Origin of the sequence: Streptomyces sp. H39-S7 (assembly GCF_027158205.1) — a bacterium.
In the GTDB taxonomy this organism is placed as follows: Bacteria; Actinomycetota; Actinomycetes; order Streptomycetales; family Streptomycetaceae; genus Actinacidiphila.
Map to the genome: position 1 here is coordinate 1 of NZ_JAPVLU010000080.1, position 26,445 is coordinate 26,445.

29 protein-coding genes and 2 pseudogenes are annotated in these 26,445 nt (G+C 72.8%); 23 read left to right on the plus strand and 8 right to left on the minus strand.

Annotated elements, in window-relative coordinates:
• From O3X23_RS40590 to O3X23_RS40605, 4 genes and pseudogenes are all read left to right on the plus strand, one after another.
• A pseudogene (locus O3X23_RS40590) lies at positions 1-261 on the plus strand (NYN domain-containing protein); the annotation flags it as partial.
• Positions 262-372: 111 nt separating this feature from the next.
• A complete protein-coding gene (locus O3X23_RS40595) occupies positions 373-1,398 on the plus strand; it encodes an ABC transporter ATP-binding protein (protein ID WP_443048132.1) in 1,026 nt (341 codons plus the stop codon).
• Between the two features lie 40 nt (positions 1,399-1,438).
• Positions 1,439-2,281, plus strand: a complete 843-nt coding sequence (locus tag O3X23_RS40600; protein WP_443048133.1) for an ABC transporter permease — start codon at positions 1,439-1,441, stop codon at positions 2,279-2,281.
• Between the two features lie 34 nt (positions 2,282-2,315).
• Positions 2,316-3,050 carry a hypothetical protein gene (locus tag O3X23_RS40605; protein WP_269279242.1) on the plus strand — a complete coding sequence of 245 codons (735 nt, stop codon included), beginning with the start codon at positions 2,316-2,318 and terminating at the stop codon, positions 3,048-3,050.
• A gap of 209 nt (positions 3,051-3,259) precedes the next feature.
• Here the strand turns inward: O3X23_RS40605 and ybaK are convergent, their stop codons facing one another.
• The 3 genes from ybaK to O3X23_RS40620 form a co-directional block, all read right to left on the minus strand.
• Positions 3,260-3,766, minus strand: a complete 507-nt coding sequence (gene ybaK, locus O3X23_RS40610) for a Cys-tRNA(Pro) deacylase (RefSeq protein WP_269279245.1) — start codon at positions 3,764-3,766, stop codon at positions 3,260-3,262.
• A 16-nt stretch (positions 3,767-3,782) separates the two neighbouring features.
• Complete coding sequence (locus tag O3X23_RS40615; protein WP_269279321.1) at positions 3,783-4,505, minus strand: LON peptidase substrate-binding domain-containing protein; 723 nt, start codon at positions 4,503-4,505, stop codon at positions 3,783-3,785.
• A gap of 95 nt (positions 4,506-4,600) precedes the next feature.
• Positions 4,601-6,169, minus strand: a complete 1,569-nt coding sequence (locus O3X23_RS40620) for an oxidoreductase (RefSeq protein WP_269279248.1) — start codon at positions 6,167-6,169, stop codon at positions 4,601-4,603.
• Positions 6,170-6,300: 131 nt separating this feature from the next.
• On the opposite strand from O3X23_RS40620, the gene hisD reads away from it, so the two are divergent.
• The 8 genes from hisD to hisF are packed head-to-tail and all read left to right on the plus strand — an operon-like array spanning position 6,301 to position 12,024.
• Positions 6,301-7,617, plus strand: coding sequence for a histidinol dehydrogenase (gene hisD, locus O3X23_RS40625; protein WP_269279251.1), 1,317 nt, complete (start codon positions 6,301-6,303; stop codon positions 7,615-7,617).
• Complete coding sequence (locus O3X23_RS40630; RefSeq protein WP_269279254.1) at positions 7,614-8,729, plus strand: histidinol-phosphate transaminase; 1,116 nt, start codon at positions 7,614-7,616, stop codon at positions 8,727-8,729. Before hisD ends, O3X23_RS40630 begins: the two co-directional genes overlap by 4 nt.
• Positions 8,726-9,319: an imidazoleglycerol-phosphate dehydratase HisB gene (gene hisB / locus O3X23_RS40635; protein ID WP_138356934.1), complete on the plus strand. Its 594-nt coding sequence runs from the start codon at positions 8,726-8,728 to the stop codon at positions 9,317-9,319. The genes O3X23_RS40630 and hisB overlap by 4 nt, the downstream gene beginning before the upstream one ends.
• On the plus strand, positions 9,316-9,468 hold the full coding sequence (locus O3X23_RS40640; RefSeq protein ID WP_269279258.1) for a hypothetical protein: 153 nt from the start codon (positions 9,316-9,318) through the stop codon (positions 9,466-9,468). Before hisB ends, O3X23_RS40640 begins: the two co-directional genes overlap by 4 nt.
• 10 nt (positions 9,469-9,478) lie before the next feature.
• Complete coding sequence (hisH, locus tag O3X23_RS40645; protein WP_269279261.1) at positions 9,479-10,114, plus strand: imidazole glycerol phosphate synthase subunit HisH; 636 nt, start codon at positions 9,479-9,481, stop codon at positions 10,112-10,114.
• 22 nt (positions 10,115-10,136) lie between these two features.
• Positions 10,137-10,868 carry a bifunctional 1-(5-phosphoribosyl)-5-((5-phosphoribosylamino)methylideneamino)imidazole-4-carboxamide isomerase/phosphoribosylanthranilate isomerase PriA gene (priA, locus tag O3X23_RS40650; protein WP_269279264.1) on the plus strand — a complete coding sequence of 244 codons (732 nt, stop codon included), beginning with the start codon at positions 10,137-10,139 and terminating at the stop codon, positions 10,866-10,868.
• Complete coding sequence (locus O3X23_RS40655) at positions 10,865-11,272, plus strand: Rid family hydrolase (protein ID WP_269279267.1); 408 nt, start codon at positions 10,865-10,867, stop codon at positions 11,270-11,272. Before priA ends, O3X23_RS40655 begins: the two co-directional genes overlap by 4 nt.
• On the plus strand, positions 11,269-12,024 hold the full coding sequence (gene hisF, locus O3X23_RS40660; protein WP_269279270.1) for an imidazole glycerol phosphate synthase subunit HisF: 756 nt from the start codon (positions 11,269-11,271) through the stop codon (positions 12,022-12,024). Before O3X23_RS40655 ends, hisF begins: the two co-directional genes overlap by 4 nt.
• Before the next feature lie 13 nt (positions 12,025-12,037).
• Here the strand turns inward: hisF and O3X23_RS40665 are convergent, their stop codons facing one another.
• Genes O3X23_RS40665 through O3X23_RS40675 form a run of 3 tightly spaced genes read right to left on the minus strand, consistent with a single transcriptional unit; the run spans position 12,038 to position 15,430 of the window.
• Complete coding sequence (locus O3X23_RS40665; protein WP_269279273.1) at positions 12,038-12,781, minus strand: succinate dehydrogenase/fumarate reductase iron-sulfur subunit; 744 nt, start codon at positions 12,779-12,781, stop codon at positions 12,038-12,040.
• The gene (locus tag O3X23_RS40670) at positions 12,778-14,724 is read right to left on the minus strand and encodes a fumarate reductase/succinate dehydrogenase flavoprotein subunit (RefSeq protein ID WP_269279276.1); all 1,947 of its coding nucleotides are present in this window, start codon (positions 14,722-14,724) and stop codon (positions 12,778-12,780) included. The genes O3X23_RS40665 and O3X23_RS40670 overlap by 4 nt, the downstream gene beginning before the upstream one ends.
• A 1-nt stretch (position 14,725) precedes the next feature.
• Positions 14,726-15,430 (minus strand): succinate dehydrogenase cytochrome b subunit, encoded by a 705-nt coding sequence (locus tag O3X23_RS40675; RefSeq protein ID WP_269279279.1) that lies wholly within the window; start codon positions 15,428-15,430, stop codon positions 14,726-14,728.
• 95 nt (positions 15,431-15,525) lie between these two features.
• Between O3X23_RS40675 and O3X23_RS40680 the strand changes: the two genes are divergently transcribed.
• The 3 genes from O3X23_RS40680 to O3X23_RS40690 all read left to right on the plus strand — a co-directional run bounded on the left by O3X23_RS40680 (position 15,526) and on the right by O3X23_RS40690 (position 18,456).
• Complete coding sequence (locus O3X23_RS40680) at positions 15,526-16,413, plus strand: LysR family transcriptional regulator (RefSeq protein ID WP_269279282.1); 888 nt, start codon at positions 15,526-15,528, stop codon at positions 16,411-16,413.
• 93 nt (positions 16,414-16,506) lie between these two features.
• Complete coding sequence (locus tag O3X23_RS40685; RefSeq protein WP_269279286.1) at positions 16,507-17,103, plus strand: winged helix-turn-helix domain-containing protein; 597 nt, start codon at positions 16,507-16,509, stop codon at positions 17,101-17,103.
• A 72-nt stretch (positions 17,104-17,175) separates the two neighbouring features.
• Entirely contained in the window at positions 17,176-18,456 is a 1,281-nt protein-coding gene (locus O3X23_RS40690) for an MFS transporter (protein ID WP_269279288.1), read from the plus strand.
• Positions 18,457-18,477: 21 nt separating this feature from the next.
• Here O3X23_RS40690 and O3X23_RS40695 read toward each other — a convergent pair whose 3' ends face one another.
• Positions 18,478-19,110 (minus strand): TIGR03085 family metal-binding protein, encoded by a 633-nt coding sequence (locus O3X23_RS40695; protein WP_269279291.1) that lies wholly within the window; start codon positions 19,108-19,110, stop codon positions 18,478-18,480.
• A gap of 33 nt (positions 19,111-19,143) precedes the next feature.
• Positions 19,144-20,040 carry a hypothetical protein gene (locus O3X23_RS40700; RefSeq protein ID WP_269279294.1) on the minus strand — a complete coding sequence of 299 codons (897 nt, stop codon included), beginning with the start codon at positions 20,038-20,040 and terminating at the stop codon, positions 19,144-19,146.
• Positions 20,041-20,175: 135 nt separating this feature from the next.
• Between O3X23_RS40700 and hisI the strand changes: the two genes are divergently transcribed.
• From hisI to O3X23_RS40740, 8 genes and pseudogenes are all read left to right on the plus strand, one after another.
• Positions 20,176-20,559 (plus strand): phosphoribosyl-AMP cyclohydrolase, encoded by a 384-nt coding sequence (gene hisI / locus O3X23_RS40705; protein ID WP_269279297.1) that lies wholly within the window; start codon positions 20,176-20,178, stop codon positions 20,557-20,559.
• Between the two features lie 83 nt (positions 20,560-20,642).
• Positions 20,643-20,942, plus strand: coding sequence for a hypothetical protein (locus O3X23_RS40710; RefSeq protein ID WP_269279300.1), 300 nt, complete (start codon positions 20,643-20,645; stop codon positions 20,940-20,942).
• The gene (locus O3X23_RS40715) at positions 20,939-21,589 is read left to right on the plus strand and encodes a hypothetical protein (RefSeq protein ID WP_269279303.1); all 651 of its coding nucleotides are present in this window, start codon (positions 20,939-20,941) and stop codon (positions 21,587-21,589) included. The genes O3X23_RS40710 and O3X23_RS40715 overlap by 4 nt, the downstream gene beginning before the upstream one ends.
• Entirely contained in the window at positions 21,586-23,415 is a 1,830-nt protein-coding gene (locus O3X23_RS40720) for a hypothetical protein (RefSeq protein ID WP_269279306.1), read from the plus strand. Before O3X23_RS40715 ends, O3X23_RS40720 begins: the two co-directional genes overlap by 4 nt.
• On the plus strand, positions 23,412-23,780 hold the full coding sequence (locus O3X23_RS40725; protein WP_269279308.1) for a hypothetical protein: 369 nt from the start codon (positions 23,412-23,414) through the stop codon (positions 23,778-23,780). The genes O3X23_RS40720 and O3X23_RS40725 overlap by 4 nt, the downstream gene beginning before the upstream one ends.
• Positions 23,777-24,472: a hypothetical protein gene (locus O3X23_RS40730; protein ID WP_269279310.1), complete on the plus strand. Its 696-nt coding sequence runs from the start codon at positions 23,777-23,779 to the stop codon at positions 24,470-24,472. Before O3X23_RS40725 ends, O3X23_RS40730 begins: the two co-directional genes overlap by 4 nt.
• Before the next feature lie 36 nt (positions 24,473-24,508).
• Positions 24,509-26,032, plus strand: a complete 1,524-nt coding sequence (locus O3X23_RS40735; RefSeq protein WP_269279313.1) for an anthranilate synthase component I — start codon at positions 24,509-24,511, stop codon at positions 26,030-26,032.
• A 152-nt stretch (positions 26,033-26,184) separates the two neighbouring features.
• Positions 26,185-26,445, plus strand: a pseudogene (locus O3X23_RS40740) (hypothetical protein); the annotation flags it as partial.

Below are 26,445 nucleotides of genomic sequence, written 5' to 3' on the forward strand. Positions count from 1 at the left end.
CTCGAAGGGGTCGGCCAGGTCTTCGCCCGCCGCTGGATCGCCCGCCTCACCGACGCCGCCCACCTCCAGGCCCTGTCCACGCACTACCCGCGGGTGCCGCACCGCATCGACGGCGAGCTGCTGCGCTACGCCGCGCGCTTCGGCCTGCTCGCGCACAAGGACGACCAGATCGACGAGCACGACCGGTACGCCATCCGGGCCGGCTTCTGGCGCGAGGTCGACGCCCGCACGGTCGCGGAACACGCCCCCGCGGGCGACTGACCGTTCGACCGCCGAGCGGAGTGCCGGACCGGTGCCTTCCGGTCCGGCATTCGGGGGCAGAAGGGGCCCCGAGGCGCGCACCGGGCGCTGCGACGCGTACTCTCGATCCTCGTGAGTACGGGTACGGAGCAGGCGGCGCCCAGCACAGCCGCCCCCACCCGCGACGCGGTGATCGCCGTACGCGGGCTGGTCAAGACCTACCCGGCCGGGCGCGGCCGGCGAGGCGCCGCGACCCCTGCCGTCCGCGCGAGCGACGGCATCGACCTCGACATCCGGCGCGGCGAGATCTTCGGCCTGCTCGGACCCAACGGCGCCGGGAAATCCACCCTCGTGCGCCAGCTCACCGGATTGCTGCGGCCGGACTCCGGCGCCATCGACATGCTCGGGCACGACCTCGTACGCCACCCGGAACGCGCCTCCCGGCTGGTCGGCTACCTCGGGCAGGAGTCCACCGCCCTGGACGAGCTGACCGTGTCACTGGCCGCCGAGACCACCGGCCGGCTGCGTGGGCTGGACGCACGCGCCGCCCGGGCCGAGCGCGACGCCGTCCTGGCGGAACTGGGACTCACCGAGCTGGCGGGACGGGCCATCAAGCGGCTCTCCGGCGGGCAGCGGCGGCTGGCGTGCTTCGCCGCCACGCTGGTGGGGGAGCGGCCGGTGCTGGTCCTGGACGAGCCGACCGCCGGCATGGACCCGGTGGCCCGGCGGGCGGTGTGGGCCGCGGTCGACCGCCGCCGCGCCGAGCACGGGGCCACGGTCGTGCTGGTCACCCACAACGTCATCGAGGCGGAGACCGTACTCGACCGCGTCGCCGTGATCGACAACGGGCGGGTCATCGCCTGCGACACGCCGACCGGACTGAAGGTGCTTGTCGCGGACGAGGTCAGGATCGACCTGGTCTGGCGGGACGAGCCGCCGCTGCTGCTGCCCGAGGTGGCCGCGCTGCGTTCCGCCGCCCAGATCTCCGGCCGCCGCTGGACGCTCCGGCTCCCGCAGGCGCGGGCCCGCGCCGTGATCGCCGAGATCACCGGCGGGCAGGCCTTCGCCGCACTCGACGACTTCACACTCGCCACCCCGAGCCTCGAAGACGTGTACCTGGCCCTCGGCGGCCGCCAGAAGGGACTGGTCAAGGCATGACGTCCTCCGCCCGCGTCGGGCTCCGGCCGGAGGCCGCCCGGTGAGCGCCGCCGCACCCGTGGTCCCGGGCACGACCGGCGCGGAGCCCGGCACGGTCCCGGCCGTCCGCGAGGACACGTCCGCCGCCCCGCTGGCGCCCCGCGCCCGGCTGCTGCCCGCGCTGGGCGCCGTGTACCGGGCGCAGCTCTCCCGCGCCCGGGTGGCGCGGATGCCGCTGCTGTTCGTGGCGACGTTCCAATCCGTCGGCATCATGGTGATGCTGCGCGGGGTCGTGGACGGCGGCGACGCCGAGGCGGCGCGCGCGGTGGTCGCCGGGTCCAGCGTGCTGGTCGTGGCCTTCGTCGCGCTCAACCTGCTCGCCCAGTACTTCGGCCGGCTGCGCGCCTCCGGCGGCCTCGACCACTACGCGACGCTGCCGGTGCCGCCGGCGGCGGTGGTGCTGGGCGCGGCGGGCGCGTACGCCTCGTTCACGGTGCCCGGCACGATTGCCACGGCGGTCACCGGATGCGTGCTCTTCGACCTGCCGATGGTGAACCTGTGGGTGCTGGTGGCGGTCATCCCGCTCGCCGGCGCCGCGCTGGCCGGACTCGGCGCGGCGCTGGGGCTGCTCGCCCCGAAGCAGGAACTGGCGACGCTCTTCGGCCAGTTGGGCATGTCGGCGGCGCTGCTGCTGGGGGTGCTGCCGGCCGCGAACATGCCCGCGCCGATCGCTCTCGTCCGGGACCTGCTGCCGTCCACGTACGGGGTGGAGGCCTTCGCCCGCACCTTCGACCCGCACCCGGACTGGGTCATGGTGGGAGCGGACCTGTCGGTGTGCGCGGCCGTCGGAGTGGTGTCGCTGGCCGCTGCCACCTGGGCGTACCGCCGAGCCGCCTGCCGGTGAAGCGGGCCACCGCCGGACCTGGCACGATGGGCGGGTGACCGCACCCCTGACGCCGCACGACCAGCCACCGCCCCTGCCGCAGTACCCGGGCGCGGAGTTCTCCGGCGACGCATCGAAGGACGGACGGGCGGCCTTCACCGCAGAACTGCGGGAAGGCGCGCTGGTCGCCGTCGCGGTGGCGGTGACCGGGGTCGTGCTCGGGCTGCTGTGGCTGTGGCTCGCGCCCCTCATCCCGATGGTCTCCGACGGCAAGGCCATCTACCTCAAGGACAGCGAGGGCGAGGAGGCCGTCGGCGCCGACGGCACCTTCGTCCTGCTGGGCCTCGCGATGGGCGCGGTGACGGCCGCCCTGGTCTTCTGGCGCCACCGGCGCGGCGGTATCGGGGTCGTCCTCGGCCTGGCGGCCGGGGGGGTGCTCGGCTCGGTGGTCGCCTGGCGCGTGGGCGTCTGGCTCGGCCCTACGAGCGACCTGATCGCCCATGCCAAGGAGGTCGGCCCGAGGGTCGTCTTCGACGGCCCGCTGCGACTGCGCGCCAAGGGCGCCCTGGTCGCCTGGCCGGCCGCGGCCATGCTCGTCCACCTCTGTCTGACGTCGCTCCTCGGGCCGCGCGAACCGCAGCAACCACAGTCGTGGGACACGTCGTACCCGGCGCCGCACCCGGCGGCCCGGCCCGCTCAGGGCCCGGAGGCGTTCCCGGCCCCGCCGGCCGAGGACCACCCGCCCGCCCAGGGACCCGCCGACCAGGATCCGTGGCAACGGAAGTCCTGACCGCGCAGGCCCCGGTCGCGGCGGCCGCGGGATCTACGCCGGCCGTCGGCCGTGATTGGCGCGGCGCTTCTTGATCCGCCACTTGCGCATGCGGGTGCGTCGGGACATGGGTGTCGGCTCCCCTCGTCGCGGTGCTGCGTCGGGAACACCGTGCGCGCCCGGGGGGCGATCGTCCAGAGGGACCACCGGGTTCCGTCAAATCGGCCGGATCACACCGCTGCGATCCGCGCGATCGGCGCGGTGTCCGCGGACGTGAGCCGGACCAGGTCCTGCGGGGCGAGTTCGACCTCGAGGCCGCGCTTGCCCGCTGACACGAACACCGTGGAGTGCGTCAGCGCGGAGACGTCCACGACGGTGGGCAGCCGCTTGCGCTGGCCCAGCGGGGAGATGCCGCCGAGCACGTAACCCGTGGTGCGTTCGGCCGCCGCGGGGTCGGCCATCGCGGCCCGTTTGCCGCCGGCCGCGGACGCGAGCGCCTTGAGGTCGAGCGAGCCGGCGACCGGGACCACGGCGACGGTCAGCGCCCCGTCGACGTCGGCGACCAGCGTCTTGAACACCCGCTCGGGAGCGGTGCCCAGCGCCTCGGCGGCCTCGCCGCCGTACGAGGCGGCCGCCGGGTCGTGCGCGTAGGCGTGGACGGTGAAGGCGGCGCCGTCCTGCTCCAGCGCGACGGTGGCGGGGGTGCCGCCCGCCTTCGCCTTGGACTTCCTGGCCATGGGGGATCGCCCTCCGTCAGTTGAGGCTGGCCGGCTGACGGGTCAGGTCGACGGCGGGCAGCGAGGGGAGCTTGCCGATCACGGCGGCCTCGCGGCGCAGCAGCGGCAGCTCGGCCGCGAGCCGCGCCGCGGTGTCCGGTGCTTCCAGCAGCAGCTGCTTGGCGGGCGTCTCGAAGATCGTCGCGGCGGCCACCAGATACGACAGGACCGACGGGTCGTCCGGCAGCTCCTGCACCGTGACGAGTGTGCGGTCCTGGGCTCCGGCGAGGCGCTTCTGATAGGTGCGGAAGGCTCTGGCGACACCGGCGGCCAGCGTGCCCGCCCCCTCGCCCTGCTCCTCCGGCAGCTCCTCCACCTCGGCGGTCAGATACGGCCCGGACGCGTCGACCGACAGCAGGCGGAAGCGGGTGGTGCCGGTGGCGACCAGCTCGAAGCCGCCGTCCTCGCGCTCGCCGATGGTGGCGGCCTCCGCGATGCACCCGACCTGGAACAGCGCCTTGGCCGGGTCGGGACCGAGCCCCGCGCCCGCGGTGGTGTCCATCCCGTCGGGGCCGGTCGGAGCCACCTCGGTCCCGTCCTTGATGGCGATCACGGCGAAGCGGCGCGGGGCGTCCTCGGGCAGCGCGAGCAGATCGCCCACGAGCGCGCGGTACCGCTCCTCGAAGATGTGCAGGGGCAGAACGAGACCCGGGAAAAGGGCCGAGTTCAGCGGGAAGAGCGGAAGGCGAGCGGTCACAATCGGACAGCGTACGTGCTGCTCCGGTCGCCGGACGGGGTGCTTTCGCCGCGCAAGCTTCACCGGGTCGCCCCGTACCCTCCCCATCGCGACACGAGCTACCCCCTGCGCAGCAGCCGGGAGGCGCCCGCCGCGACGGTGGTGGCCAGGATCCAGCCCAGCAGGACGAGGACGGTGGCCGCCCACTGCGCTCCGCCGGACGGATTCCAGGCCTTGTCCTGGCCGAGGTCGATGACGGGCAGCAGCAGGTCGAGGGCGTACAGCGGTCCGCTCCAGTGCGGGGCCTCGCCGGGATTGAGCGCGGGCGGCGCGTGCAGGCTGAAGAAGGCCGTGCCGACCGCCCACAGCACCGCCATCCACAGCGCGGCGCGCCCCGGCCGGTAGCCGTACCCGACGGTGACGTCCTGGAGGTACCCCCAGACCCTGCCCGCCGGCGGCAGCACCTCGCGGCGCCGCCGCTGCTTGGCGAGCAGCACCTCGCGTGCCTCGGAGTCCTCACCGCCCGCCCGCAGGGCCGAGGCGAGGTGTTCGTACGGTTCCGGGCTGTACTCGGGCGTGGCGGCGGCCAGCCACGCGATGCGGTCGCGCATCGGGAACGCGCCCGCCGGGCTGAGCGTGGTGTAGCTGAAGCCCGCCAGGTCCAGCCCGCCGGACTCCGGCCAGCTCTGCCGGGTGTCGGTGAGATTGCCCACCCGGGCGCCGGCCAGCGAGACGGTGCCGGTCGGCGGCTGGCCGAGGGTGAAGCGCAGCTCCGGCGTCTGGATGCGGCGCAGCGACAGCTGCTGGTTGCCGGTGAGCCGGAACCGCGCGCGGGTGATGATCACCGCGTTGCCGAACCGCCCGTCGTCCAGCCGGACCGCGCCGTTGCAGCTGAAGTTGCGGGTCCGCACCCCGGCCGGCGGGGTGCCGCCGAGGTCGCTGCCGGTCGCGATCCAGCCCGCGCTCAGGTACAGGGTGTGCTCGACGGTGACCCGCGCCGCGTTCAGCGCGTAGCGGCCGTAGGGGTTGTGCAGCAGGCTGCCGCGCAGGCTCAGCCGGCCGCCGATCCGGGCGCTGCGCAGGCTGATCTCGCCGGTGGCGTGCATCAGCTCGGCCTCGACGTCCTGGGCGACGCTGAGGCCGTCGGCGGCGATCGCCCGCCCGTGCCGGTCGCGCCCCACCGTGAGCTGGTTGAGCAGCAGGTCGGTGCCGATGTGCGCGTCGGTGAGCCGGATCCCGCCTTCGATGGAGCACTGCGGCAGATGCAGATCGCCGGTGGTGGTGAGGCGGGCCGCCTCCAGGCGGGGGATCGAGCAGTGCACCATGCGCAGCGTCGTGAACTGGCACTCGGGCAGCAGGATCTGCTGGTCGAAGTGGCAGTCGTGCAGCTCCACGTACGGGGTGACCTGGCCGCCCGACAGGTTCAGCTGACCGCTGATCCGGGCCCCGGAGAGCTTGACGCACGCGACCCGGCCGGGCTCGGCGGGCGGGCCGTCCAGCAGAAGCGTGGCGATCACCTCGGCGCGTACCGTCCGCTCCGGGCCCCAGGGGCGGTCGGTGACCGGGTCGTCCCGCTCGGGGATGCCGGTGCGCAGGTCCTGCACCACACCGCGGCGGTAGGCGGTCCACAGGTCCTGCTCGGCCTGGGTCCAGTCCTCCGGCGCCCTGATCCCCGACCCCTCGGCCACCGCGTCCCCTCCCGGTCCTGCGTCACGCCGTGCGACACACGGAACGGTAGCGGCGGGAGATCGTTCCGCGGGACGTATCAGGGAGTGGAACCGGAGAACGGCCGAGAACAGCGTTCCCTACACTTGACAGGGTGATCTCCCGAATCGATCTGCGTGGTGCCGCCTTCCCCGAGGGCGGCATCGACCGCGACCTGCTGCCCCGTGCCGAGTTCGACGTGGAGGCCGCCCTGGAACAGGTGCGGCCCATCTGCGAGGACGTACGCCATCGGGGAACCGCGGCGCTGATCGACTACGCGCGGAAGTTCGACGGCGTCACCCTGGAGCGCGTCCGGGTGCCCGCCGAGGCGCTGTCGACCGCCCTGGCCGAGCTGGACCCGAAGATCCGCGCCGCCCTGGAGGAGTCGATCCGCCGGGCCCGGATCGTCCACCGCGAGCAGCGCCGTACCGACACGACGGTGCAGGTCGTGCCGGGTGGCACGGTCACCGAGCGCTGGGTGCCCGTCGAGCGCGTCGGGCTGTACGTGCCGGGCGGCCTGGCCGCCTACGCGTCGTCCGTGGTGATGAACGTGGTCCCGGCGCAGGAGGCCGGCGTCGAGGGCATCGCCGTCTCGTCGCCCCCGCAGAGGGACTTCAGGGGCCTGCCCAACCCGACGATCCTCGCCGCGTGCGCCCTGCTCGGAGTGGACGAGGTGTACGCCGCCGGCGGCGCCCAGGCCATCGCCATGTTCGCGTACGGCACCGAGGAGTGCCGCCCGGTCAACCTGGTCACCGGCCCCGGCAACATCTACGTCGCCTCGGCGAAGCGGCTGCTCAAGGGCCGGATCGGCATCGACGCGGAGGCCGGTCCCACCGAGATCGCCGTCCTCGCCGACGACACCGCCGACCCGGTGCACGTCGCCGCGGACCTGATCAGCCAGGCCGAGCACGACACCCTGGCGGCGGCCGTGCTGGTCACCACCTCGGTGGAGCTGGCCGAGCGGGTCGAGAAGGAGCTGGCCGCGCAGGCCGCCGTCACCAAGCACAGCGAGCGCATCCTGACCGCGCTGGCCGGCCGGCAGTCGGCCGTGGTGCTGGTCGACACGATCGACCAGGGCCTCGCCGTCGTCGACGCCTACGGCGCGGAGCACCTGGAGATCCAGACCGCGGACGCCGCGGCCGTCGCCGCCCGGGTCCGCAACGCCGGCGCGATCTTCGTCGGCGCCTACGCCCCCGTCTCGCTCGGCGACTACTGCGCCGGCTCCAACCACGTCCTGCCCACCGGCGGCTGCGCCTGCCACTCCTCGGGCCTGTCCGTGCAGTCGTTCCTGCGCGGCATCCACGTCGTGGACTACAGCCGCGACGCCCTCGCCGAGGTCACCCACCACGTGGTGACGCTCGCGGACGCCGAGGACCTGCCCGCGCACGGCGCCGCGCTGCGCGCGCGCTTCGAGTGGCAGGTACCCCGGTGACCGGGACCCGTAGAAGCATCGACGACCTCCCCATCCGGGACGAGCTGCGCGGCCAGACCCCGTACGGCGCGCCCCAGCTCGACGTCCCCGTCCGGCTGAACACCAACGAGAACCCGTACCCGCTGCCCGAGGCGCTCGTGCGGCGGATCGGCGAGCGGGTCACCGCGGCCGCCCGGGAGCTGAACCGCTACCCGGACCGGGACGCGGTGGAGCTGCGCACCGAGCTGGCCGCGTACCTCGGCCGCACCGCCGGGCACCAGGTCTCCAGGGAGCAGGTGTGGGCCGCCAACGGCTCCAACGAGGTCATTCAGCAGCTGCTGCAGACCTTCGGCGGCCCCGGGCGCAGCGCGATCGGCTTCGAGCCCTCGTACTCGATGCACGCGCTGATCTCGCGCGGCACCGGCACCGAGTGGATCTCCGGGCCGCGCCGCGAGGACTTCACCATCGACGTCGCCGCCGCCGTGGCGGAGATCGCCGCCCGCCGGCCCGACGTGGTCTTCATCTGCTCCCCGAACAACCCCACCGGCACGGCGGTCGCCGCCGAGACGGTGCTGGCGCTCTACGAGGCCGCACAGGCCGCGAAGCCGTCGCTGGTCGTCATCGACGAGGCGTACGTCGAGTTCTCGCACCGGCCGTCGCTGCTGCCGCTCATCGAGGGCCGGCCGAACCTGGTGGTCAGCCGCACGATGTCGAAGGCGTTCGGCGCGGCGGGGCTGCGCCTCGGCTACCTCGCCGCGGACCCGGCCGTCGTGGACGCCGTCCAGCTGGTGCGCCTGCCGTACCACCTGTCGGCCGTCACCCAGGCCACCGCGCTCGCGGCGCTGGAGCACACCGATACGCTGCTGGGGTACGTCGCGCAGCTCAAGGCCGAGCGGGACCGCCTGGTCACCGAGTTGCGCGCCCTGGGCTGCGAGGTCACGGACTCCGACGCGAACTTCGTGCAGTTCGGCCGGTTCGCGGACAGCCACGCCGCCTGGCAGGCGATCCTCGACCGCGGGGTCCTCGTCCGCGACAACGGTGTACCGGGATGGCTGCGGGTCACCGCGGGCACCCCGGAGGAGAACGACGCGTTCCTGGACGCGGTTCGCGCAATGCAGAAGGAGACCGTATGACCCGCGTGGGCCGTGTGGAACGCACCACCAAGGAGACGTCCGTCGTCGTCGAGATCGACCTGGACGGCAGGGGCGACGTCTCCGTCTCCACCGGTGTCGGCTTCTACGACCACATGCTCGACCAGCTCGGCCGCCACGGACTCTTCGACCTGTCGGTCAAGACCGAGGGCGACCTGCACATCGACACCCACCACACCATCGAGGACACCGCCCTCGCGCTCGGTGCCGCCTTCCGGCAGGCGCTCGGCGACAAGGTCGGGATCTACCGCTTCGGCAACTGCACGGTGCCGCTGGACGAGTCCCTCGCCCAGGTCACCGTGGACCTGTCGGGCCGTCCGTACCTGGTGCACACCGAGCCCGAGAACATGGCTCCCATGATCGGCTCGTACGACACGACGATGACCCGGCACATCCTGGAGTCCTTCGTCGCGCAGGCCCAGATCGCCCTGCACGTCCACGTCCCGTACGGCCGCAACGCGCACCACATCGTGGAGTGCCAGTTCAAGGCCCTGGCCCGCGCCCTGCGGTACGCCTCGGAGCGTGACCCGCGCGCGGCCGGCATCCTCCCCTCGACCAAGGGCGCACTGTGAACACCGCATCGACCGTCTACATCGTCCTCGGGCTCTTCCTCCTCGGCGGCGTCTACTCCTTCTGGAAGCAGAAGCTCCCGACGGGCGTCATCGTCCTGCTCGGCATCGGCGCGCTCATGGCGTTCGGTGCCGGCGTGATGTCGCTGTAGGGGGGCCGCCATGAGCAAGAGCGTGGTTGTCCTCGACTACGGATTCGGCAACGTCCGCTCGGCCGAGCGCGCGCTGGCGCACGTCGGCGCCGATGTCGAGATCACCAGTGACTTCGACCGGGCCATGAACGCCGACGGGCTGCTGGTGCCCGGCGTCGGGGCGTTCGAGGCCTGCATGACCGGGCTGAAGTCGGTGCGCGGCGAGTGGATCATCGGCCGGCGGCTGTCCGGCGGCCGTCCCGTGATGGGAATCTGCGTCGGCATGCAGATCCTGTTCGCGCGCGGCGTGGAGCACGGCACCGAGACCGAGGGCTGCGACGAATGGCCCGGCACGGTCGAGCCGCTGCGCGCCCCGATCGTCCCGCACATGGGCTGGAACACGGTCAAGGCGCCCGAGGACAGCCGGCAGTTCGCCGGCCTCGACGCCGACGCCCGCTTCTACTTCGTGCACTCGTACGCGGTCCGGGAGTGGGAGCTGGAGGTCACCAACCCCCACATCCGCTCCCCGAAGGTCACCTGGGCCACGCACGGAGAGCCCTTCGTCGCCGCCGTGGAGAACGGCCCGCTGTGGGCCACCCAGTTCCACCCCGAGAAGTCCGGCGACGCCGGTGCGCAGTTGCTGACCAACTGGCTCGACCACCTCTAGAACCTCAGGGACGTCACTTCCTATGGCTACGAACCGCCTCGAACTCCTTCCCGCCGTCGACGTCCGTGACGGCCAGGCCGTCCGCCTCGTCCATGGCGAGTCCGGCTCCGAGACGTCCTACGGCGACCCGCTGGCCGCCGCCCTCGCCTGGCAGCAGGCGGGCGCCGAGTGGCTGCACCTGGTGGACCTGGACGCGGCCTTCGGCACCGGCGACAACCGGGCGCGGATCGCCGAGGTCGCGGGGTCCATGGACATCAAGGTCGAGCTGTCCGGCGGCATCCGCGACGACGCGTCGCTCGCGGCGGCGCTGGCCACCGGCTGCACCCGCGTCAACCTCGGCACCGCCGCCCTGGAGACGCCCGAGTGGGTCGCCAAGGTCATCGCCGAGTTCGGCGACCGCATCGCGGTCGGACTGGACGTCCGGGGCACCACCCTGCGCGGCCGCGGCTGGACCCGCGACGGCGGCGATCTGTTCGAGACGCTCGCCCGTCTGGACTCCGAGGGGTGCGCCCGGTACGTCGTCACCGACATCGCGAAGGACGGGACCCTCCAGGGACCCAACCTGGAACTGCTGAAGAACGTGTGCGCGGCCACCGACAAGCCTGTCGTCGCGTCCGGTGGTGTCTCGTCGCTCGACGACCTGCGCGCGATCGCCACGTTGGTACCCGAAGGTGTCGAAGGCGCCATCGTGGGCAAGGCCCTTTACGCCAAGGCGTTCACCTTGGAAGAGGCGTTGGAGGCCGTTTCACGATGACCGAATCCCCCGCAGTACGTCGCGTGCAGTCCGACCACAGCCATTGGGAAGAGGCCATGGGCTTCGCCCGTGCCGTCGGGGCCGGCGACCGGGTCATCGTCGCGGGCACCATGCCCCTGGTCGGCGGCGTGGTGCGGGGCGAGGGCAGCCCGTACGAGCAGACCCTGCTCGCCTTCGGCAACGCGATCGCCGCGCTGGAGCCGTTCGGCCTCGGGGCCGACAGTGTCATCCGCACCCGGATGTACCTCAGCCACGCCCGGGACGCGGAGGACGTCGGCCGCGCCCACAAGGAGCTGTTCGGCGAGGTGCGGCCGGCCGGGACGATGGTCGTGGTCAACGGCTTCGTCGATTCCCGGGTGCTGGTCGAGGTCGAGGTCGAAGCGTATCGAGGAGCCCCGGAATGACCCTCGCGGTCCGAGTCATCCCCTGCCTGGACGTGGACAACGGCCGCGTCGTCAAGGGCGTCAACTTCCAGAATCTGCGGGACGCCGGCGACCCCGTCGAGATGGCCAAGCTCTATGACGCCGAGGGCGCCGACGAGCTGACGTTCCTGGACATCACCGCCTCCTCGGGCGACCGCGAGACCACCTACGACGTGGTGCGCCGCACCGCCGAGCAGGTCTTCATCCCGCTCACCGTCGGCGGCGGGGTCCGCACCGCCGACGATGTCGACAAACTGCTGCGCGCCGGCGCGGACAAGGTGGGCGTCAACACCGCGGCCATCGCCCGCCCTGAGCTGATCCGGGAGATCGCCGAACGGTTCGGGCGGCAGGTGCTCGTGCTGTCCGTGGACGCCCGGCGGAACGAAACCGGCGGCTTCGAGGTCACCACGCACGGCGGCCGGCGCGGCACCGGTATCGACGCCGTCGAGTGGGCGCACCGCGCCGCGGAGCTGGGCGCGGGGGAGATCCTGCTGAACTCGATGGACGCCGACGGCACCAAGGACGGCTACGACCTCGACATGATCGAGGCCGTCCGCAAGCACGTCACCGTCCCCGTCATCGCCTCCGGCGGCGCCGGCCGGCTCGCCGACTTCGCCCCCGCGGTGGCGGCCGGTGCCGACGCGGTGCTGGCGGCGTCGGTCTTCCACTTCGGGGACCTGCGCATCGGGGACGTCAAGAACGCGCTGCGCGAGGCCGGGCACCCGGTCCGCTGAGGAGTCTGCCGGCTCAGCGGCCCTTGGCCAGGGCCCGCAGGTACTCGCGGTTCATCGCCGCGATGGACGGCAGCGGGATGCCCTTCGGGCAGGCGGTGGCGCACTCACCGGTGTTGGTGCAGCCGCCGAAGCCCTCGGCGTCCATGGTGCCGAGCATGTCCAGCACCCGGGACTCCCGCTCGGGCGCCCCCTGCGGCAGCACGTTGAGGTGGACGACCTTCGCCGCGGTGAAGAGCATCGCCGAGCCGTTGGGGCAGGCTGCCACGCACGCGCCGCAGCCGATGCACTCGGCGTGCTCGAAGGCGGTGTCGGCGACCGGCTTGGGCACCGCGGTGGCGTGCGCCTCCGGGGCGGCGCCGGTGGGCGCGGTGATCCAGCCGCCGGAGCCGATGATGCGGTCGAAGGCGGACCGGTCCACGACGAGGTCCTTGACAACGGGGAACGCGGATGCGCGCCACGGCTCGACGTCGACGGTGTCGCCGTCGGCGAAGTGCCGCATGTGGAGCTGGCAGGTGGTGGTCCGCTCGGGGCCGTGCGCCCGGCCGTTGATGACCATGCCGCAGGCGCCGCAGATACCCTCGCGGCAGTCGTGGTCGAACGCGACGGGCTCGTCACCGGCGAGGATCAGCTCCTCGTTCAGGTGGTCCAGCATCTCCAGGAACGACATGTCGGCGGAGATGCCGGTGACGTCATAGGTGGTCATCCGGCCCGGCTCGTCGGGGCCGGACTGCCGCCAGATGCGCAGGGTCAGGTTCACGAGTAGCTCCGCTGGGTGGGGTGGACGTGGTCGAAGACGAGTTCCTCGCGGTGCAGGACGGGAGCGCGGCCGAGGCCGGTGAACTCCCAGGCGGCGGCGTACGCGAACCGCTCGTCGTCGCGGGCGGCCTCGCCGTCCGGGGTCTGGCTCTCCTCACGGAAGTGGCCGCCGCACGACTCGGCGCGGTGCAGGGCGTCCAGGCACATCAGTTCGGCGAGTTCCAGATGGTCGGCGATGCGGTTGGCCTGCTCCAGCGACTGGTTGAGGTCGGCGCCGGAGCCGGGGACCTTCACCCGGCGCCAGAACTCGTCGCGCAGTTGCGGGATGCGGTCCAGCGCCTTGCGCAGCCCGGTCTCGGTCCGCGCCATGCCGCACTCGTCCCACAGCAGCTCGCCCAGTTCGCGGTGGAAGGACTCGGGGGTGCGGTCACCGTCGACGGCGAGCAGCAGGCTGAGGCGGTCCTCGGTGTCGGCGACGGCCTCGGCGACCGCCGGGTGCTCCGGGTCCACGGTGTCGTGCGGATGCCGGGCCAGGTAGTCGTTGAGGGTGGCCGGCAGGACGAAGTAGCCGTCGGCCAGGCCCTGCATGAGGGCGCTGGCGCCGAGCCGGTTGGCGCCGTGGTCGGAGAAGTTGGCCTCACCGACGGCGAACAGGCCGGGCACCGTGGTCTGCAGGTCGTAGTCGACCCACAGGCCGCCCATCGTGTAGTGGATCGCGGGATAGATCCGCATCGGGACCGCGTACGGGTCCTCCGCGGTGATCCGCTCGTACATCTCGAAGAGGTTGCCGTACTTCTCCTCCACCGGCGCGCGGCCCATCCTGGCGATGGCGTCGGCGAAGTCGAGGTAGACGCCCTGGCCGCCGGGCCCGACGCCGCGCCCCTCGTCACAGACGTTCTTCGCGGCGCGCGAGGCGATGTCGCGGGGGACGAGGTTGCCGAACGCCGGGTAGATCCGCTCGAGGTAGTAGTCCCGCTCGTCCTCGGGGATCGTGTTCGGCGGGCGTTCGTCGCCGCGCACCTTCGGGACCCAGATCCGGCCGTCGTTGCGCAGCGACTCGCTCATCAGCGTCAGCTTCGACTGGTGGTCGCCGGAGCGCGGGATGCAGGTGGGGTGGATCTGGGTGAAGCACGGGTTGGCGAAGTACGCGCCGCGCCGGTGGGCCCGCCAGATGGCGGTGGCGTTGGAGTTCTTGGCGTTGGTCGACAGGTGGAAGACGTTGCCGTAGCCGCCGGAGGCGAGCACGACGGCGTCCGCGAAGTAGGTGTCGATGCGCCCGGTGACCAGGTCGCGGGCGACGATGCCGCGCGCGCGGCCGTCGACCACGATCAGATCGAGCATCTCGGTCCGCGCGTGCATCTCGACCGAGCCGGCCGCGATCTGCCGGCTGAGCGCCTGGTACGCGCCGAGCAGCAGCTGCTGGCCGGTCTGCCCGCGGGCGTAGAAGGTGCGCGAGACCTGGACGCCGCCGAACGAGCGGGTGTCGAGCAGGCCGCCGTACTCGCGGGCGAACGGGACCCCCTGGGCGACGCACTGGTCGATGATCTCCACCGACACCTGCGCCAGGCGGTGCACGTTGGACTCGCGGGCGCGGAAGTCGCCGCCCTTGACGGTGTCGTAGAACAGCCGCTGCACCGAGTCGCCGTCGTTGCGGTAGTTCTTCGCCGCGTTGATGCCGCCCTGCGCGGCGATGGAGTGCGCCCTGCGGGGCGAGTCCTGGTAGCAGAACTGCACGACGTTGTAGCCCTGTTCGGCGAGCGTGGCGCCGGCCGCGCCGCCGGCCAGTCCGGTGCCGACCACGATGACGGTGTACCGGCGGCGGTTGGCCGGGTTCACCAGCTTCGCCTCGAAGCGGCGGCGGTCCCAGCGCTCCGCGATCGGGCCGTCGGGGGCCTTGGTGTCGACGACGGGCTCGCCGGTGGTCCAGTGCGGGTAGGCGGTCATGTCAGCTCACGACTCCAGTCATGACGGCAACGGGTACGGCGATGAATCCGCAGGTCAGGACGAGCGCCAGGACGTTGGCGACGGCCTTCAGCGCGCGGTCCCGCCGGGCGTTGTTGGCGCCGAGGGTCTGTGCGGCGCTCCAGAAGCCGTGCCGGATGTGCAGGCCGAGGGCGAGCATCGCCACGATGTAGATGACGTCGGCGTACCAGGTGCGGAAGTCCGCGACGATGTTCTCGTAGGGGTGGTGCGCCTGGCCGCGCGGATTCACCGTCAGCGTCGTCAGGTCGAGGATGTGCCAGACGATGAACAGCGCGAGGATCACCCCGCCCCAGCGCATGGTGCGGGTGGCGTAGCTCGCACGCTGCCGCCGGTGGGCGTACTGCGCGGGCCGGGCGGCCCGGTCCCGCCGGCTGAGCTGGTACGCGGCGACGCCGTGCAGCACGACGGCCGCCACCAGGCCCAGCCGCATCAGCCACAGGAACCAGCCGTGGTGCAGCACCGGCTCGCCGATGGTGCGCAGCCAGTCCGCGTAGGCGTTGAACTCCGGGGCGCCGAAGAAGATCTTGAGATTGCCGAGCATGTGCCCGACGAGGAACATCAGCATCGCCACACCGGTGACGGCCATGACCGCCTTCTTGCCGACGGTCGAACGCCACAGGGTCGCCGCCGGGGATGGTCGCCGTTCGGTACGTGTCGCCAGTGCCATGGGAAGGACGCTAGGGCCGGCCCTCGGCATTCGTCCAAGACATGATCCAGCTGCTTCCGATAGCCAGTGACTATGACGCGGCCTACGCTGGACGCATGCAGCTGAACCAGCTCCAGTACTTCGCCGCCGTCGCGGACCTGCGGCACTTCACCCGCGCCGCCGAGAGCGTCCACGTGGCCCAGCCGTCGCTGTCCCAGCAGATCCGGGCGCTGGAACGGGAGCTGGGCGCCGAGCTGTTCCACCGCGCCCGGGGCCACATCACCCTCACCGACGCGGGGGAGGCACTGCTGCCGTTGGCCCGCCGCATCCTGGCCGACACCGAGACCGCGCGCCGCGAGGTCCAGGAGGTCGCGCAGCTCCGGCGCGGCCGGGTGCGCCTCGGGGCGCCGCCGAGCCTCTGCGCCAGCCTGGTGCCGGACGTTCTCAAGGACTTCCACCGGCGCTACCCCGGAGTCGAGCTGGTGGTCCACGAGGACGGCTCGCAGGACCTCGTGCGGGTGCTGGCCGCCGGGGAGCTCGACCTCGCCCTGATCATCACCCCGCTGCCCGTCCAGGCCCCCGCCCTGGCCACCGAGGAGCTGCTGCGCGAGGAACTGGTGGTGGTCTCGGCGCCGTCCGAGCCGGCTCCGGTGCGCCGTGGGGGCCTGCGGATCGAGGAGCTGCGCGGCCGTCCCATGGTGATGTTCCGGCGCGGCTACGACCTGCGGGAGCACACCCTCGCGGCCTGCCGCGCGGCCGGCTTCGAACCGTCCTTCTCCGTCGAGGGCGGCGAGATGGACGCGGTTCTCGGCTTCGTCCGCGCCGGGCTCGGTGTGGCCGTGGTCCCGAGCATGGTCGCGGAACGCTCGGGGCTGCGCATCGCCGCGTTCGCGGCGCCCGGCCTGCACCGCACCATCTCGGTCGCCCACCGCGGCGACGTCTCGCCGCCCCGCGCCGCCCGGGAGCTGCGCCGCATCCTGCTGGAAGCGACCCGGGGCCGCTGACCGTCCTCCTCCGGCGGGCTGCCCGGTGGATGCACAACATTGGTTGCGAAAATATGGTTGCGCAAATTTCCCTTCCTAAATACTGTTATCGACGTGACGGACGACAGGAACCAACGGATCACCGATCTCGACGCGCTCAAGGTGTTCACCCACCCGCTGCGCATCAAGCTCTACCGGGCGCTCGTCGCCGCGCAGTCCCGGGCCGCGACTGCCTCGCAGCTGTCGGACCAGGTTGACGAGGCGGTCTCGCTGGTCAGTTATCACCTGCGGAAGATGGCCGCGCACGGCTTCATCGTCGAGGCGCCGGAGAAGAGCACCGACGGCCGCGAGCGGTGGTGGAAGGTGTCCCCGGAGCGCGGATTCACCTTCCACAACGCGGACTTCGCGGACCGGCCCGAAGGGGTCGCCGTCCTGAGCCAGGTCACCCGCCAGCTGCTGGCGACCCGCGGCGAGCGGTACGAGGCCTACCTGGACGAACAGGCCGCCTGGCCCAGCGAGTGGACCAACGCCTCGTTCACCTCCGAGTACCTGCCCCGGCTGACCGCGGCCGAACTCCAGGAGCTGGCCGACGACATGGGCGCTCTGATGGACCGCTGGAACGCCCGCAGCCGCGCTGCCGACGAGGCCGGCGAGGACGAGGGCCGCGAACACGTGGCCGTCCACCTGTACGGATTCCCCACCCGCCTCTGACGCCTTCCGGCTCTCGCCGGCATGTTCTCCGACGTTCCGCCAACGCTCCTCCGCCCAGAAGGAGGCCGCCGTATGCCGGCGCCCGGCACCGCCCTGCCCAGAACCGGAATCCAGGCCCCCGCCCGGCCCGCCCACCGGGACGGCAACGTCCTGCGCTGGCTGGCCGCGTACACCGCCTCCGTGATCGGCGACAGCGTCTACTTCCTCGCCCTCGGCTGGGCCGCCAACCAGGTCGGTGGTCCGGCCGAGGCGGGGCTGGTCATGGCCGTCGGCGCGGTGCCGCGCGCCCTGCTCATGCTCGGCGGGGGAGTGATCGCCGACCGGGTCGGCCCCCGGCGGGTGGTCATCGGCAGCGATGCGATCCGCTGCCTGGTGGTCCTGGCGGTGGCGGCCGCCCTCGCCCTGGCCGCGCCGGGACTGTGGCTGCTCGTCACCATGGCGCTCGTCTTCGGCGTCGTCGACGCGCTCTTCATGCCTGCCGTCGGCGCGCTGCCGCCCCGGATCACCAGCCCCGACCAGCTCGTCCGCGTCCAGGGCCTGCGCTCCCTCACCGTGCGGGCCGGCACCATGGCCGGGCCTCCGCTCGGAGGCATGGCGATGGCGGTGCACGGCCCGGCCGCCGCGTTCGGCGTCGCCGGCGGACTGTTCGCGGTCTCGCTGGCCCTGCTGCTCGCCGTACGGATCGCCCCGCTGCCGCCGGACGACACCGCCGGCGCGGCGGCCCGCCCGACCCCCTGGCAGGACTTGCTGGACGGCCTGCGCCACATCCGCCGCCATCCGCTGATCGGTCCGCTCGTGCTGTCCGGCGCGATCAGCGAACTCGGCTGCGCCGGCCCGCTCAACATCGGCCTGGTGCTGCTCGCGAGCGACCGGGGCTGGGGCGCGTCCGGCCTCGGCTGGATCGTCAGCGCCTTCGGCGCCGGGGCCGCGGTGAGCGCGCTGCTGCTGACCGTGGTGGGCCGGCTGCCGCGGGCCGGCGCCGTACAGATCTGCACGCTGGTGGTGGGGTCGGCGGCCCTCGGCTCTCTCGGGCTCGCGCCCTCCCTGCCCTTGGCGGTGGGCCTCGCCGCGCTGAGCGGGCTGGTGTGCGGGGTCTGCGGCGGGCTGTCGTTCGCGCTGGTCCAGGCCGCGACCGCGCCGGCGTACCTCGGCCGGGTCGGCTCCGTGATGAGCCTGACCGGCCTCGGTATCGCCCCGCTGAGCTATCCGCTGTTCGGTGCGGCCGTCACGGCCTGGGGCGCCGCGCCGGTCTTCCTCGCCTCCGGCGCCCTGAGCGCGCTGGGCGCCGCCGTCGGCCTGGTCTCGCCCACCGTTCGCCGCGCGGAACTGCCACGGCAGAAGTCGGTGCGCTGAGAGCTGCGCCGGCCCGGGGCACTACAGGCCGAGGTCGGCCTCGTACACCCTCGCCACCGCCGCCTTGTCACCCTCGGTCTCGACCCGTGCCGCGTCCTGGCGGCCGAGGGCGAAGACCGTCAGCTCGCCCGGCTCGCCGGTGACCGTCACGACCGGGGTGCCCTTGTGGGCGACGGCGGTCTGGCCGTCGGGGCGGCGCAGCACCAGCCCGACCGGGGACTTGCGGCCCGCGACCCTGGCCATGCGCTCCAGGCGCTTCCAGAGGGTGTCGGAGAAGACGCCGTCCAACTCGCGGGGCGTCCAGTCCGGCTGGGCACGGCGGACGTCCTCGGAGTGGACGAAGAACTCGACGGTGTTGGCCGCCTCGTCGATCTGCTTGAGCGCGAACGGCGACATCCGTGGCGGCCCGGTGCGGATGAGCTGCACCAGCTCCTCGAACGGCTTCGCCGCGAACTCCCGCCGCACGCGCTCCATCCGGGCCGCGAGCTGCGGGATCACGATCCCGGCCGCCGCGTCGCTGCGGCGTTCGCGGACGACGACGTGTGCGGCCAGATCCCGGGCGGTCCAGCCCTTGCAGAGCGTCGGGGCACCCGCCCCGGCGTTCTCCAGCAGATCGGCGAGGAGCAGACGTTCACGCTGCGCATGAGTCGACATGACGTCAGGTTAGGTCCACCCCTCGCCGGGCGGCTACGGCAGGGCCTTGGTGAGCTTCTTGCCGTCGACCTTGTTGCTGAGGGTCAGCGAGCAGGAGATCGTGTTCTTGCGCTGGATCTGGTACGTCATGAGCGACGGGTAGAGCGCGTAGTAGTAGTACGTCTTGCCATCGGCCGGAATGCGGGCGAGACGCTTCTTGGCGTCCGGCTCGCACAGCTTCAGCACCTTGGTCTGGAGCTCGGTCTCGGTGGCGAAGGTGCCGGTCAGGGTCTCGTTCGCGACGACCTCGCCGTCGTGCGGGGAGCTGCACGAGCGGGTCGTGACGATGGACACGCTGCTGTCCAGGCCCGGGTGGTCGAAGCACTTGCCGGGGTTGAGCACGACGTACGGCACCAGGTCCGACGTCGGGGCGCTGGTGGTGGGCAGGCCGGTGGTCGGCAGGTTGGTGGGGATGTCGAGCGTCGGCAGGTCGGTCGGCAGGGTCACCGTGGGCGTCGGCGACGAGGAGGTGGACGACGAGCTGGAGCTCGCGAGCACGTCCGGCTTCTTGTCGCCGTCGCCGCCGGTGGCCAGGACGATGCCGCCGATTATTGCCCCGACGACGACCACCGCGCCGATCGCGATCGCCACGTTCCGCCCGTTGTTGTTGCCGCCACCGGGAGGCGGCGGGTAACCGCCGCCCTGCGGGTAGCCGTAACCGCCACCGGGAGGCGCCGGCGGCCCGGGAGGTCCGGGCGGGCCGTAGCCGCCCTGGCCCCCTTGGCCGCCCTGCGGGTAGCCGTAACCGCCCTGGCCTCCTTGCGGATAGCCGTAGCCGCCGTCACCCGGCGGAGGAGGTGGCGTCGGCGGACCAAAGTTCTGCGGCGGACCGAAGCCGCCACCTTGCCCTGGTGGCAGCTGACCGTTCGGCGGAGGCGGAGGAAAACCCATGCACGCAGGATGCCCCATACGGGTGACAACGGCGAGCGACTGGGGAATCGAGCTCGGCCGAACTGCCGTGTTCCTCACCGAACGCACCTTTTGGACTGCGCGAAACGTGATAAGTGGCGGCGGCACAATAGAGGTATGTCCGACACCCCCGCCCCGCCGCCCGCCTCCCCGTCCTCCCCGCTCGACCCCGCCGTGGCCGCCCGGCTCAAGCGCACCGCCGACGGGCTCGTGCCCGCCATCGCGCAGCAGTACGACACCGGTGAGGTGCTGATGCTCGGCTGGATGGACGACGAGGCGCTGCACCGCACCCTCACCACCGGCCGCTGCACGTACTGGAGCCGCAGCCGCGGCGAGTACTGGGTCAAGGGCGACACCTCGGGACACGTCCAGCACGTCAAGTCCGTCGCCCTGGACTGCGACGGCGACACCCTGCTCGTCAAGGTCGACCAGACCGGTGCCGCCTGCCACACCGGCGACCGCACCTGCTTCGACGCCGACCCGCTGCCGCTGGGCCCCTGAGCGCCGCCCCCGGTCACGGGCCGGCGTAATGGGTTTCGGCCACTGTGGCAAGCTGTCGATCCGCGGATCGACGGGAGGGCTCGATGACGGACCTGGGATACGACCTGGGGGCGCTGGACGCGTTCACCGGCCAGCTCACCCGGATCAAACGGGGGCTCGAAACCAGCCACTCGGTGATCGACTCCTTCGACTCCGACTACGGCGACGGCCGGGTCCGCGACGCGATGCACCACTTCGAGAAGCGCTGGCGTGACGGCCGCGGCCACGTCGAGAACACGGCCGGCGTCCTGTCCTCGATGGTCACCGAGGCCGTGAAGGCCTACACCAAGGTCGACGAGGACCTCGCCAGGCAACTGCGCGACGGCACCAAGGCACCGCAGTGAGCGGCCCCAGGTTCGACACGGGCGTCGGCTACACCCTTCGCGTGCCCGGCAGCTGGTTCGAGGTCGACGTCCGCCCCGCGACCCGGGCCGCCTCGGCGGCCGACCTCGTCAGCCGCCGCCTCACCGACCTGCCCGAGCTGCGCGAGCGCCGCTCCGACATCGTCCGGCTGCTGCGCAACCAGGCGGCCGCCGCCTGGAACGCCGGCGCCGTCTACTGCGCGGTGATGGCGGAATCGGTCGCGGACGGGCTGCTGCCCGCCTGCGTCACCGTCTCCTTCGTCGCGGGGCCCGTCGACGCGAGCAGCGACGCGGAGGACCGGCTGTCCCCGCTGCTCGCACCGCTCAGCGCGAAGACGGCGAAGGCCGAGGGCGACCCCTGGACCGAGCTGTCCACCGTCGAGCTCCCGGAGGCCGGGCCGGCCGCCCGCAGCCACGGGATCGAGGACATCGAGGACGAGTCGGGCCGCCCGATGCGCGTCGTGACGATGCAGACCTTCGTGCCGCTGCGGGACGTCAACCGCGTCGCCATCGTCTCGTGCAGCAGTCCCGCCGTGGAGGTGGCACCGGCGCTGCTCGACGTCTTCGACGCCATCACCTCCACGTTCCGCCTGTTCCGCGCCACCGACCTCGTGGAGAGCGCGCAGTGAGCCGTCCCACCGACTGGCACGTCCTCGACCTCCACGAGGACCCGACACCGGGGGACGTCTTCCGGGTCCGCCAACTCGCCACCACCACGCGCCGGATCGCCGACGACGCGGAGGCCGCGTCCCGCAACGTACGGGCCCTCGCCGGGGATCACGCGACGATGACCTGGGTCGGCGCCGCCGGAGACGTCTTCAAGGAGGCGATCGGCAAGTTCCCCGGCCAGCTCGACAAGGTCGCGCACTCCCACCACCTCGCCGCCGACGCGCTGGACGGCTACGCGACGTCCCTGGACTCGGCGCAGAGCCAGGCGGACCGGGCGCTCTCCCAGGGCCGCCAGGTCTACGACCAGGTGAAGAGCCTGCACGCGCAGCTCGTCACCGCCAACGGCTCGCTCACGACGCTGAACAAGGCCGTCCCCGCTCCCGCGCCCGACCCCGACCAGGTCAAGGAGCAGGCCCGCAAGCACACCGCCGCCCAGGGCCAGGTCACCTCCCTGCAGTCGCAGCTCAGCGGCCCCCAGGCGCAGCTCGACGCCGCGAAGCGGCTCGCCGGGCAGGCGGCGGAGCTGCGCGACAGCGCCTCCGACACCGCGAGCAGGAAACTGCACGAGGCCGCCGACGCGGGCATCCCGCCGGACTCGTTCTGGCACAAGCTCGGGGACCTCGCCGCCAAGGCGTGGAACGGCCTCATCGTCGTCGCGAAGATCGTCGTCGCGGTCGGCGGGATCATCGCCCTCATCATCGGCGGCCCGATCGCGTGGATCGTCTTCGCGGCGGCGCTGCTGGTGCTCGCGGACACCATCGCGAAGTACACCCAGGGGAAAGCGACCCTGTGGGACGTGGCCCTGGCGGCGCTGAGCTGTATCCCCATGACGAAGGGCCTCACCTCGCTGGGCGCGCTCAAGGGCGCCTTCGCCGCCGAGGGACTGCTCGGCGTGGGCAGCCACCTGCTGGGCGCCGGATGGGGCGCGATCAAGGGCATCGGCACCGGCGCGATGGCCCTGTGGAAGGGCCGCTCGGCCATCCCGGGACTGCTGCGCGCCCTGCCGTTCACCGCGCTGGGCAAGCTGACGTCGATGGCCACCGAGCTGCGCTACGGCGCCTCGGGCGCCCTGACCGGCTTCGGCGCCGGCTTCGGCGACGGTGCGGGCCTCTTCGGCTCGTTCCGCTCCAGCCTCTCCGAGGGCCTGCAGGGCTGGCGCGGCGGCACCCAGGCGGCGTCGGAACTGCCGTCCCAGGGAGCGCGCGCCTGGCAGGGCTCGGGCGGCTACCCGGGCATCGACGTGTGGCACGACACCGTGATCGCGGCGGGCAGCAACGCCGAGGCGCTGCACCCGCGCATCACGGGATTCGCGATGCCGGAGGGGACGATGGCGTCGCTGGGCAACGACTCCGCCGAGATCAGCAAGGGAGTCCAGGTGGGACCGTCGGACCTCAACCCGTACATCCACCACGAGTACCGGACCGAGGGCGTCACCCTGCACTTCAACTCCGACGTGCCGGCGGCCGGCGCCCACGCGAACGCCAACCCGCAGTTCGGCGGGGGAGGCCTGCCGCAGTACTTCATCCCCGACGTGATGGCGCACATCGACTCCGGCGCCATCTCGGTCATCGACCACAGCGGCAACGTCCTGCCGGTCGCGCCCAACGGCATCGCCACCGTGGGCCCCGGCCAGAACATCCCGCTGCGCAACTTCGACCTGCCGTCCGGCTCCCCGATCCTGACCAACAACCAGACCGCCGCCACCGCCGCGGGCGGCACCACCATCGTCGGCGGGATCACCAGGAGCTCCGTGTACGGCTCCCAGCTCACGGCGCCGAGCCGGTGAGCGCCGCGACGCCCGACGGCGCCCGGACCCGGATCGCGGACTCCGGCACGCGGGAGAACCCGCACGCGCACCTCGATCCCGTGGTGGCCGCCGAGCTCTCCTGGGGGAACCGGATCGCGAAGGAGTGGCACATCGCCGACCCCCACTTCGGGGACTGGCTGCTCACGTTGGAGAAGCCCTTCCACGTGGACCGGCTCCGGGAGGCCTTCGTCTTTCCCGGCACCGTCCGGCTCGGCACCTACGCGAGGCGCTCGGACGGATCCGGCGGAGTCCGGATGTGCCTGGGCGACCAGCTGAACCTGCTGGGCATCGAGGCGCCGCTGCCCGCGGACCTGCCCGCCGTCACCGCGGAGATCGAGCTATGAGCAGCCGACCGGACCCGAACCAGAACCCGGCCCAGGACCCCAACCAGGACCGGACCGAGGTCTCCCCGCTGCTCTACCGGCTGGCCGACAGCGTCGTGCTGATCGGCGTGCGCGGCCCGGAGCCGCTCTACACGGACGTCTCCGGATCGCTGTGCGCGGTCGCGTACACCGAACCCGACGAGATCCGGCGCGATCTCCCCGACGGCTACCGGCTCTTCCAGATCACCGTTCCCGAACTGCTCGCGCAACTGCCGCCCGCGGCAGGTCTGATCATCAACCCGCGCGCCGCCTCGCCGATCCACGTGGCCGCCGAGGAGCGCGACGTGGTGATCGCGGCGGGCCTGCCCTTCCCGGCCGGCGCGTACATCAAGGTGAAGGCGGGCGCGGACCCGCAGCCCCGGCTGCTGGCCGCCGTGCTGCCGCGGATCGAGGCCATGGCCGCGGTGCGGCGGCTCTACCTCACGCGCTACCGGGTCGCGGACGCCCGGGAGAAGATCCTGGCGGTCTACGAGGTCGACGGCACCCCCGGCGCGGACGACGCCGCCGCGGACGCGGTCACGGCCGCCGCGGCCGACATCGCCCTCGCCGACCCGATGCAGGTCGTGGCCCTGGGCGACGTACCGGAGGAGCTGCGGGCCGTCATCCTCGCCGACGTCCGGCCCGCGTACGTCCGGCCCGACCCGCAGGGCTGAGCGGGCGCCCCCTCGCCCGCCCATTACGCTGCCGCTATGACCACCGCTACTGTCGCGCCCGACCTCGAGACGTTCCGCAAACTGGCGCAGGACCGCCGGGTGATCCCCGTCAGCCGCAGGCTGCTGGCGGACGGCGACACCCCGGTCGGGCTGTACCGCAAGCTCGCGGGCGAGCGGCCGGGGACGTTCCTGCTGGAGTCGGCGGAGAACGGCCGCTCCTGGTCCCGCTACTCCTTCGTCGGCGTGCGCAGCGCCGCGACGCTGACCGAGCGCGACGGCCAGGCGCACTGGCAGGGGACCCCGCCGGTGGGCGTGCCGACCGGCGGCGATCCGCTGGAGGCGCTGCGGGCCACCGTCGAGACGCTGCACACCCCGCGCGACCTGCACGCGGGCGGCGGACTGCCGCCGTTCACCGGCGGGATGGTCGGCTACCTCGGCTACGACGTCGTGCGCCGCCTGGAGAAGATCGGCGAGCACGGCGAGGACGAACTGCACCTGCCCGAGCTGACGATGCTGCTCACCTCGGACCTCGCGGTGCTGGACCACTGGGACGGCAGCGTGCTGCTGATCGCGAACGCGATCAACCACAACGACCTGGACACCGGCATCGACGAGGCGTACGCCGACGCCGTCGCCCGGCTGGACGCGATGGCGGCCGACCTGGCCCGGCCCGCCGTGTCCGCGGCCGTCGAACTGCCCGCCTCGCGGCTGCCGGAGTTCACCGGGCGCTGGGGCTCGGCTGCCTACCAGGCGGCCGTCGAGGACATCAAGGAGCGGATCCGGGCGGGCGAGGCGTTCCAGGTGGTGCCCTCGCAGCGGTTCGAGACGCCGTGTCCGGCCAGCGCGCTGGACGTCTACCGGGTGCTGCGGGCGACCAACCCCAGCCCGTACATGTACCTGTTCCGCTTCGACGGCTTCGACGTCGTGGGCTCCAGCCCCGAGGCGCTGGTCAAGGTCGAGGACGGCCGGGCCCTGGTGCACCCGATCGCGGGCACCCGGCCGCGCGGCGCGACCCCGCAGGAGGACGCGGCGCTCGGCGAGGAGCTGCTGGCCGACCCCAAGGAGCGCGCCGAGCACCTGATGCTGGTGGACCTGGGCCGCAACGACCTGGGGAGGGTGTGCGAACCGGGCAGCGTCGAGGTCGTGGACTTCATGTCCGTCGAGCGCTACAGCCACGTCATGCACATCGTCTCGACCGTCACCGGGCGGGTGGCCGAGGGCCGCACCGCCTTCGACGTGCTGACCGCCTGCTTCCCGGCCGGCACGCTCTCGGGCGCCCCCAAGCCGCGCGCGATGCAGATCATCGACGAGCTGGAGCCGGTCCGCCGCGGCCTGTACGGCGGCTGCGTCGGCTATCTGGACTTCGCCGGCGACTCCGACACCGCGATCGCCATCCGTACCGCGCTGCTGCGCGACGGCACGGCGTACGTCCAGGCGGGCGCCGGTGTCGTCGCCGACTCGGACCCGGCCGCCGAGGACACCGAGTGCCGCAACAAGGCGGCGGCGGTGCTGCGCGCGGTGGCGACCGCGAGCCGGCTGCACCTCGCGGAGAACGCGTGACGGCGTGAACCCGTGACAGCGTGACGGCGTGAACGCGTGACGGCGGGGCACCGGCGATGGCGTACCCGCGCAGGGAACCGACTCGTGGTGGTCTGTCCGTGATCGGTCCCCCGGCTGTGCCGCTCGTGGGCCGACGCGCGATAGTGGTCCACGTGACTGCCGCGCCCCCGCCCCGCCCCGCCGCCGAATCCGCGACCGCCGCGAGCCCCACCGCGACGGCCCCGGATTCCCCCGCGACCACCCCGGATCCCACCGCGACCGCCACCGACCCCGCGGTGACGGCGCCGCCGCGGCGCGCCCGCGCCGCCGGCCGCCGCAGCCTGGCCCTCGCGCTGCTGCTCCGCGCCCCCGGCGCCCCCCAGACCCGGCTCCCGGCGGGCCAGACCTGGGCGCACGGGCCCGCGAAGTACGCC

Coding starts and splice junctions, on each gene's coding strand:
- ybaK (WP_269279245.1), bottom strand. CDS start 3,766: ATGGCCAGGAAGTCCAAGGCGAAGGCGGGCGGCACCCCCGCCACCGTC.
- hisB (WP_138356934.1), top strand. CDS start 8,726: ATGACCCGCGTGGGCCGTGTGGAACGCACCACCAAGGAGACGTCCGTC.
- hisH (WP_269279261.1), top strand. CDS start 9,479: ATGAGCAAGAGCGTGGTTGTCCTCGACTACGGATTCGGCAACGTCCGC.
- priA (WP_269279264.1), top strand. CDS start 10,137: ATGGCTACGAACCGCCTCGAACTCCTTCCCGCCGTCGACGTCCGTGAC.
- O3X23_RS40655 (WP_269279267.1), top strand. CDS start 10,865: ATGACCGAATCCCCCGCAGTACGTCGCGTGCAGTCCGACCACAGCCAT.
- hisF (WP_269279270.1), top strand. CDS start 11,269: ATGACCCTCGCGGTCCGAGTCATCCCCTGCCTGGACGTGGACAACGGC.
- O3X23_RS40670 (WP_269279276.1), bottom strand. CDS start 14,724: ATGACCGCCTACCCGCACTGGACCACCGGCGAGCCCGTCGTCGACACC.
- O3X23_RS40675 (WP_269279279.1), bottom strand. CDS start 15,430: ATGGCACTGGCGACACGTACCGAACGGCGACCATCCCCGGCGGCGACC.
- O3X23_RS40680 (WP_269279282.1), top strand. CDS start 15,526: ATGCAGCTGAACCAGCTCCAGTACTTCGCCGCCGTCGCGGACCTGCGG.
- O3X23_RS40690 (WP_269279288.1), top strand. CDS start 17,176: ATGCCGGCGCCCGGCACCGCCCTGCCCAGAACCGGAATCCAGGCCCCC.
- O3X23_RS40695 (WP_269279291.1), bottom strand. CDS start 19,110: ATGTCGACTCATGCGCAGCGTGAACGTCTGCTCCTCGCCGATCTGCTG.
- O3X23_RS40700 (WP_269279294.1), bottom strand. CDS start 20,040: ATGGGTTTTCCTCCGCCTCCGCCGAACGGTCAGCTGCCACCAGGGCAA.
- hisI (WP_269279297.1), top strand. CDS start 20,176: ATGTCCGACACCCCCGCCCCGCCGCCCGCCTCCCCGTCCTCCCCGCTC.
- O3X23_RS40710 (WP_269279300.1), top strand. CDS start 20,643: ATGACGGACCTGGGATACGACCTGGGGGCGCTGGACGCGTTCACCGGC.
- O3X23_RS40730 (WP_269279310.1), top strand. CDS start 23,777: ATGAGCAGCCGACCGGACCCGAACCAGAACCCGGCCCAGGACCCCAAC.
- O3X23_RS40735 (WP_269279313.1), top strand. CDS start 24,509: ATGACCACCGCTACTGTCGCGCCCGACCTCGAGACGTTCCGCAAACTG.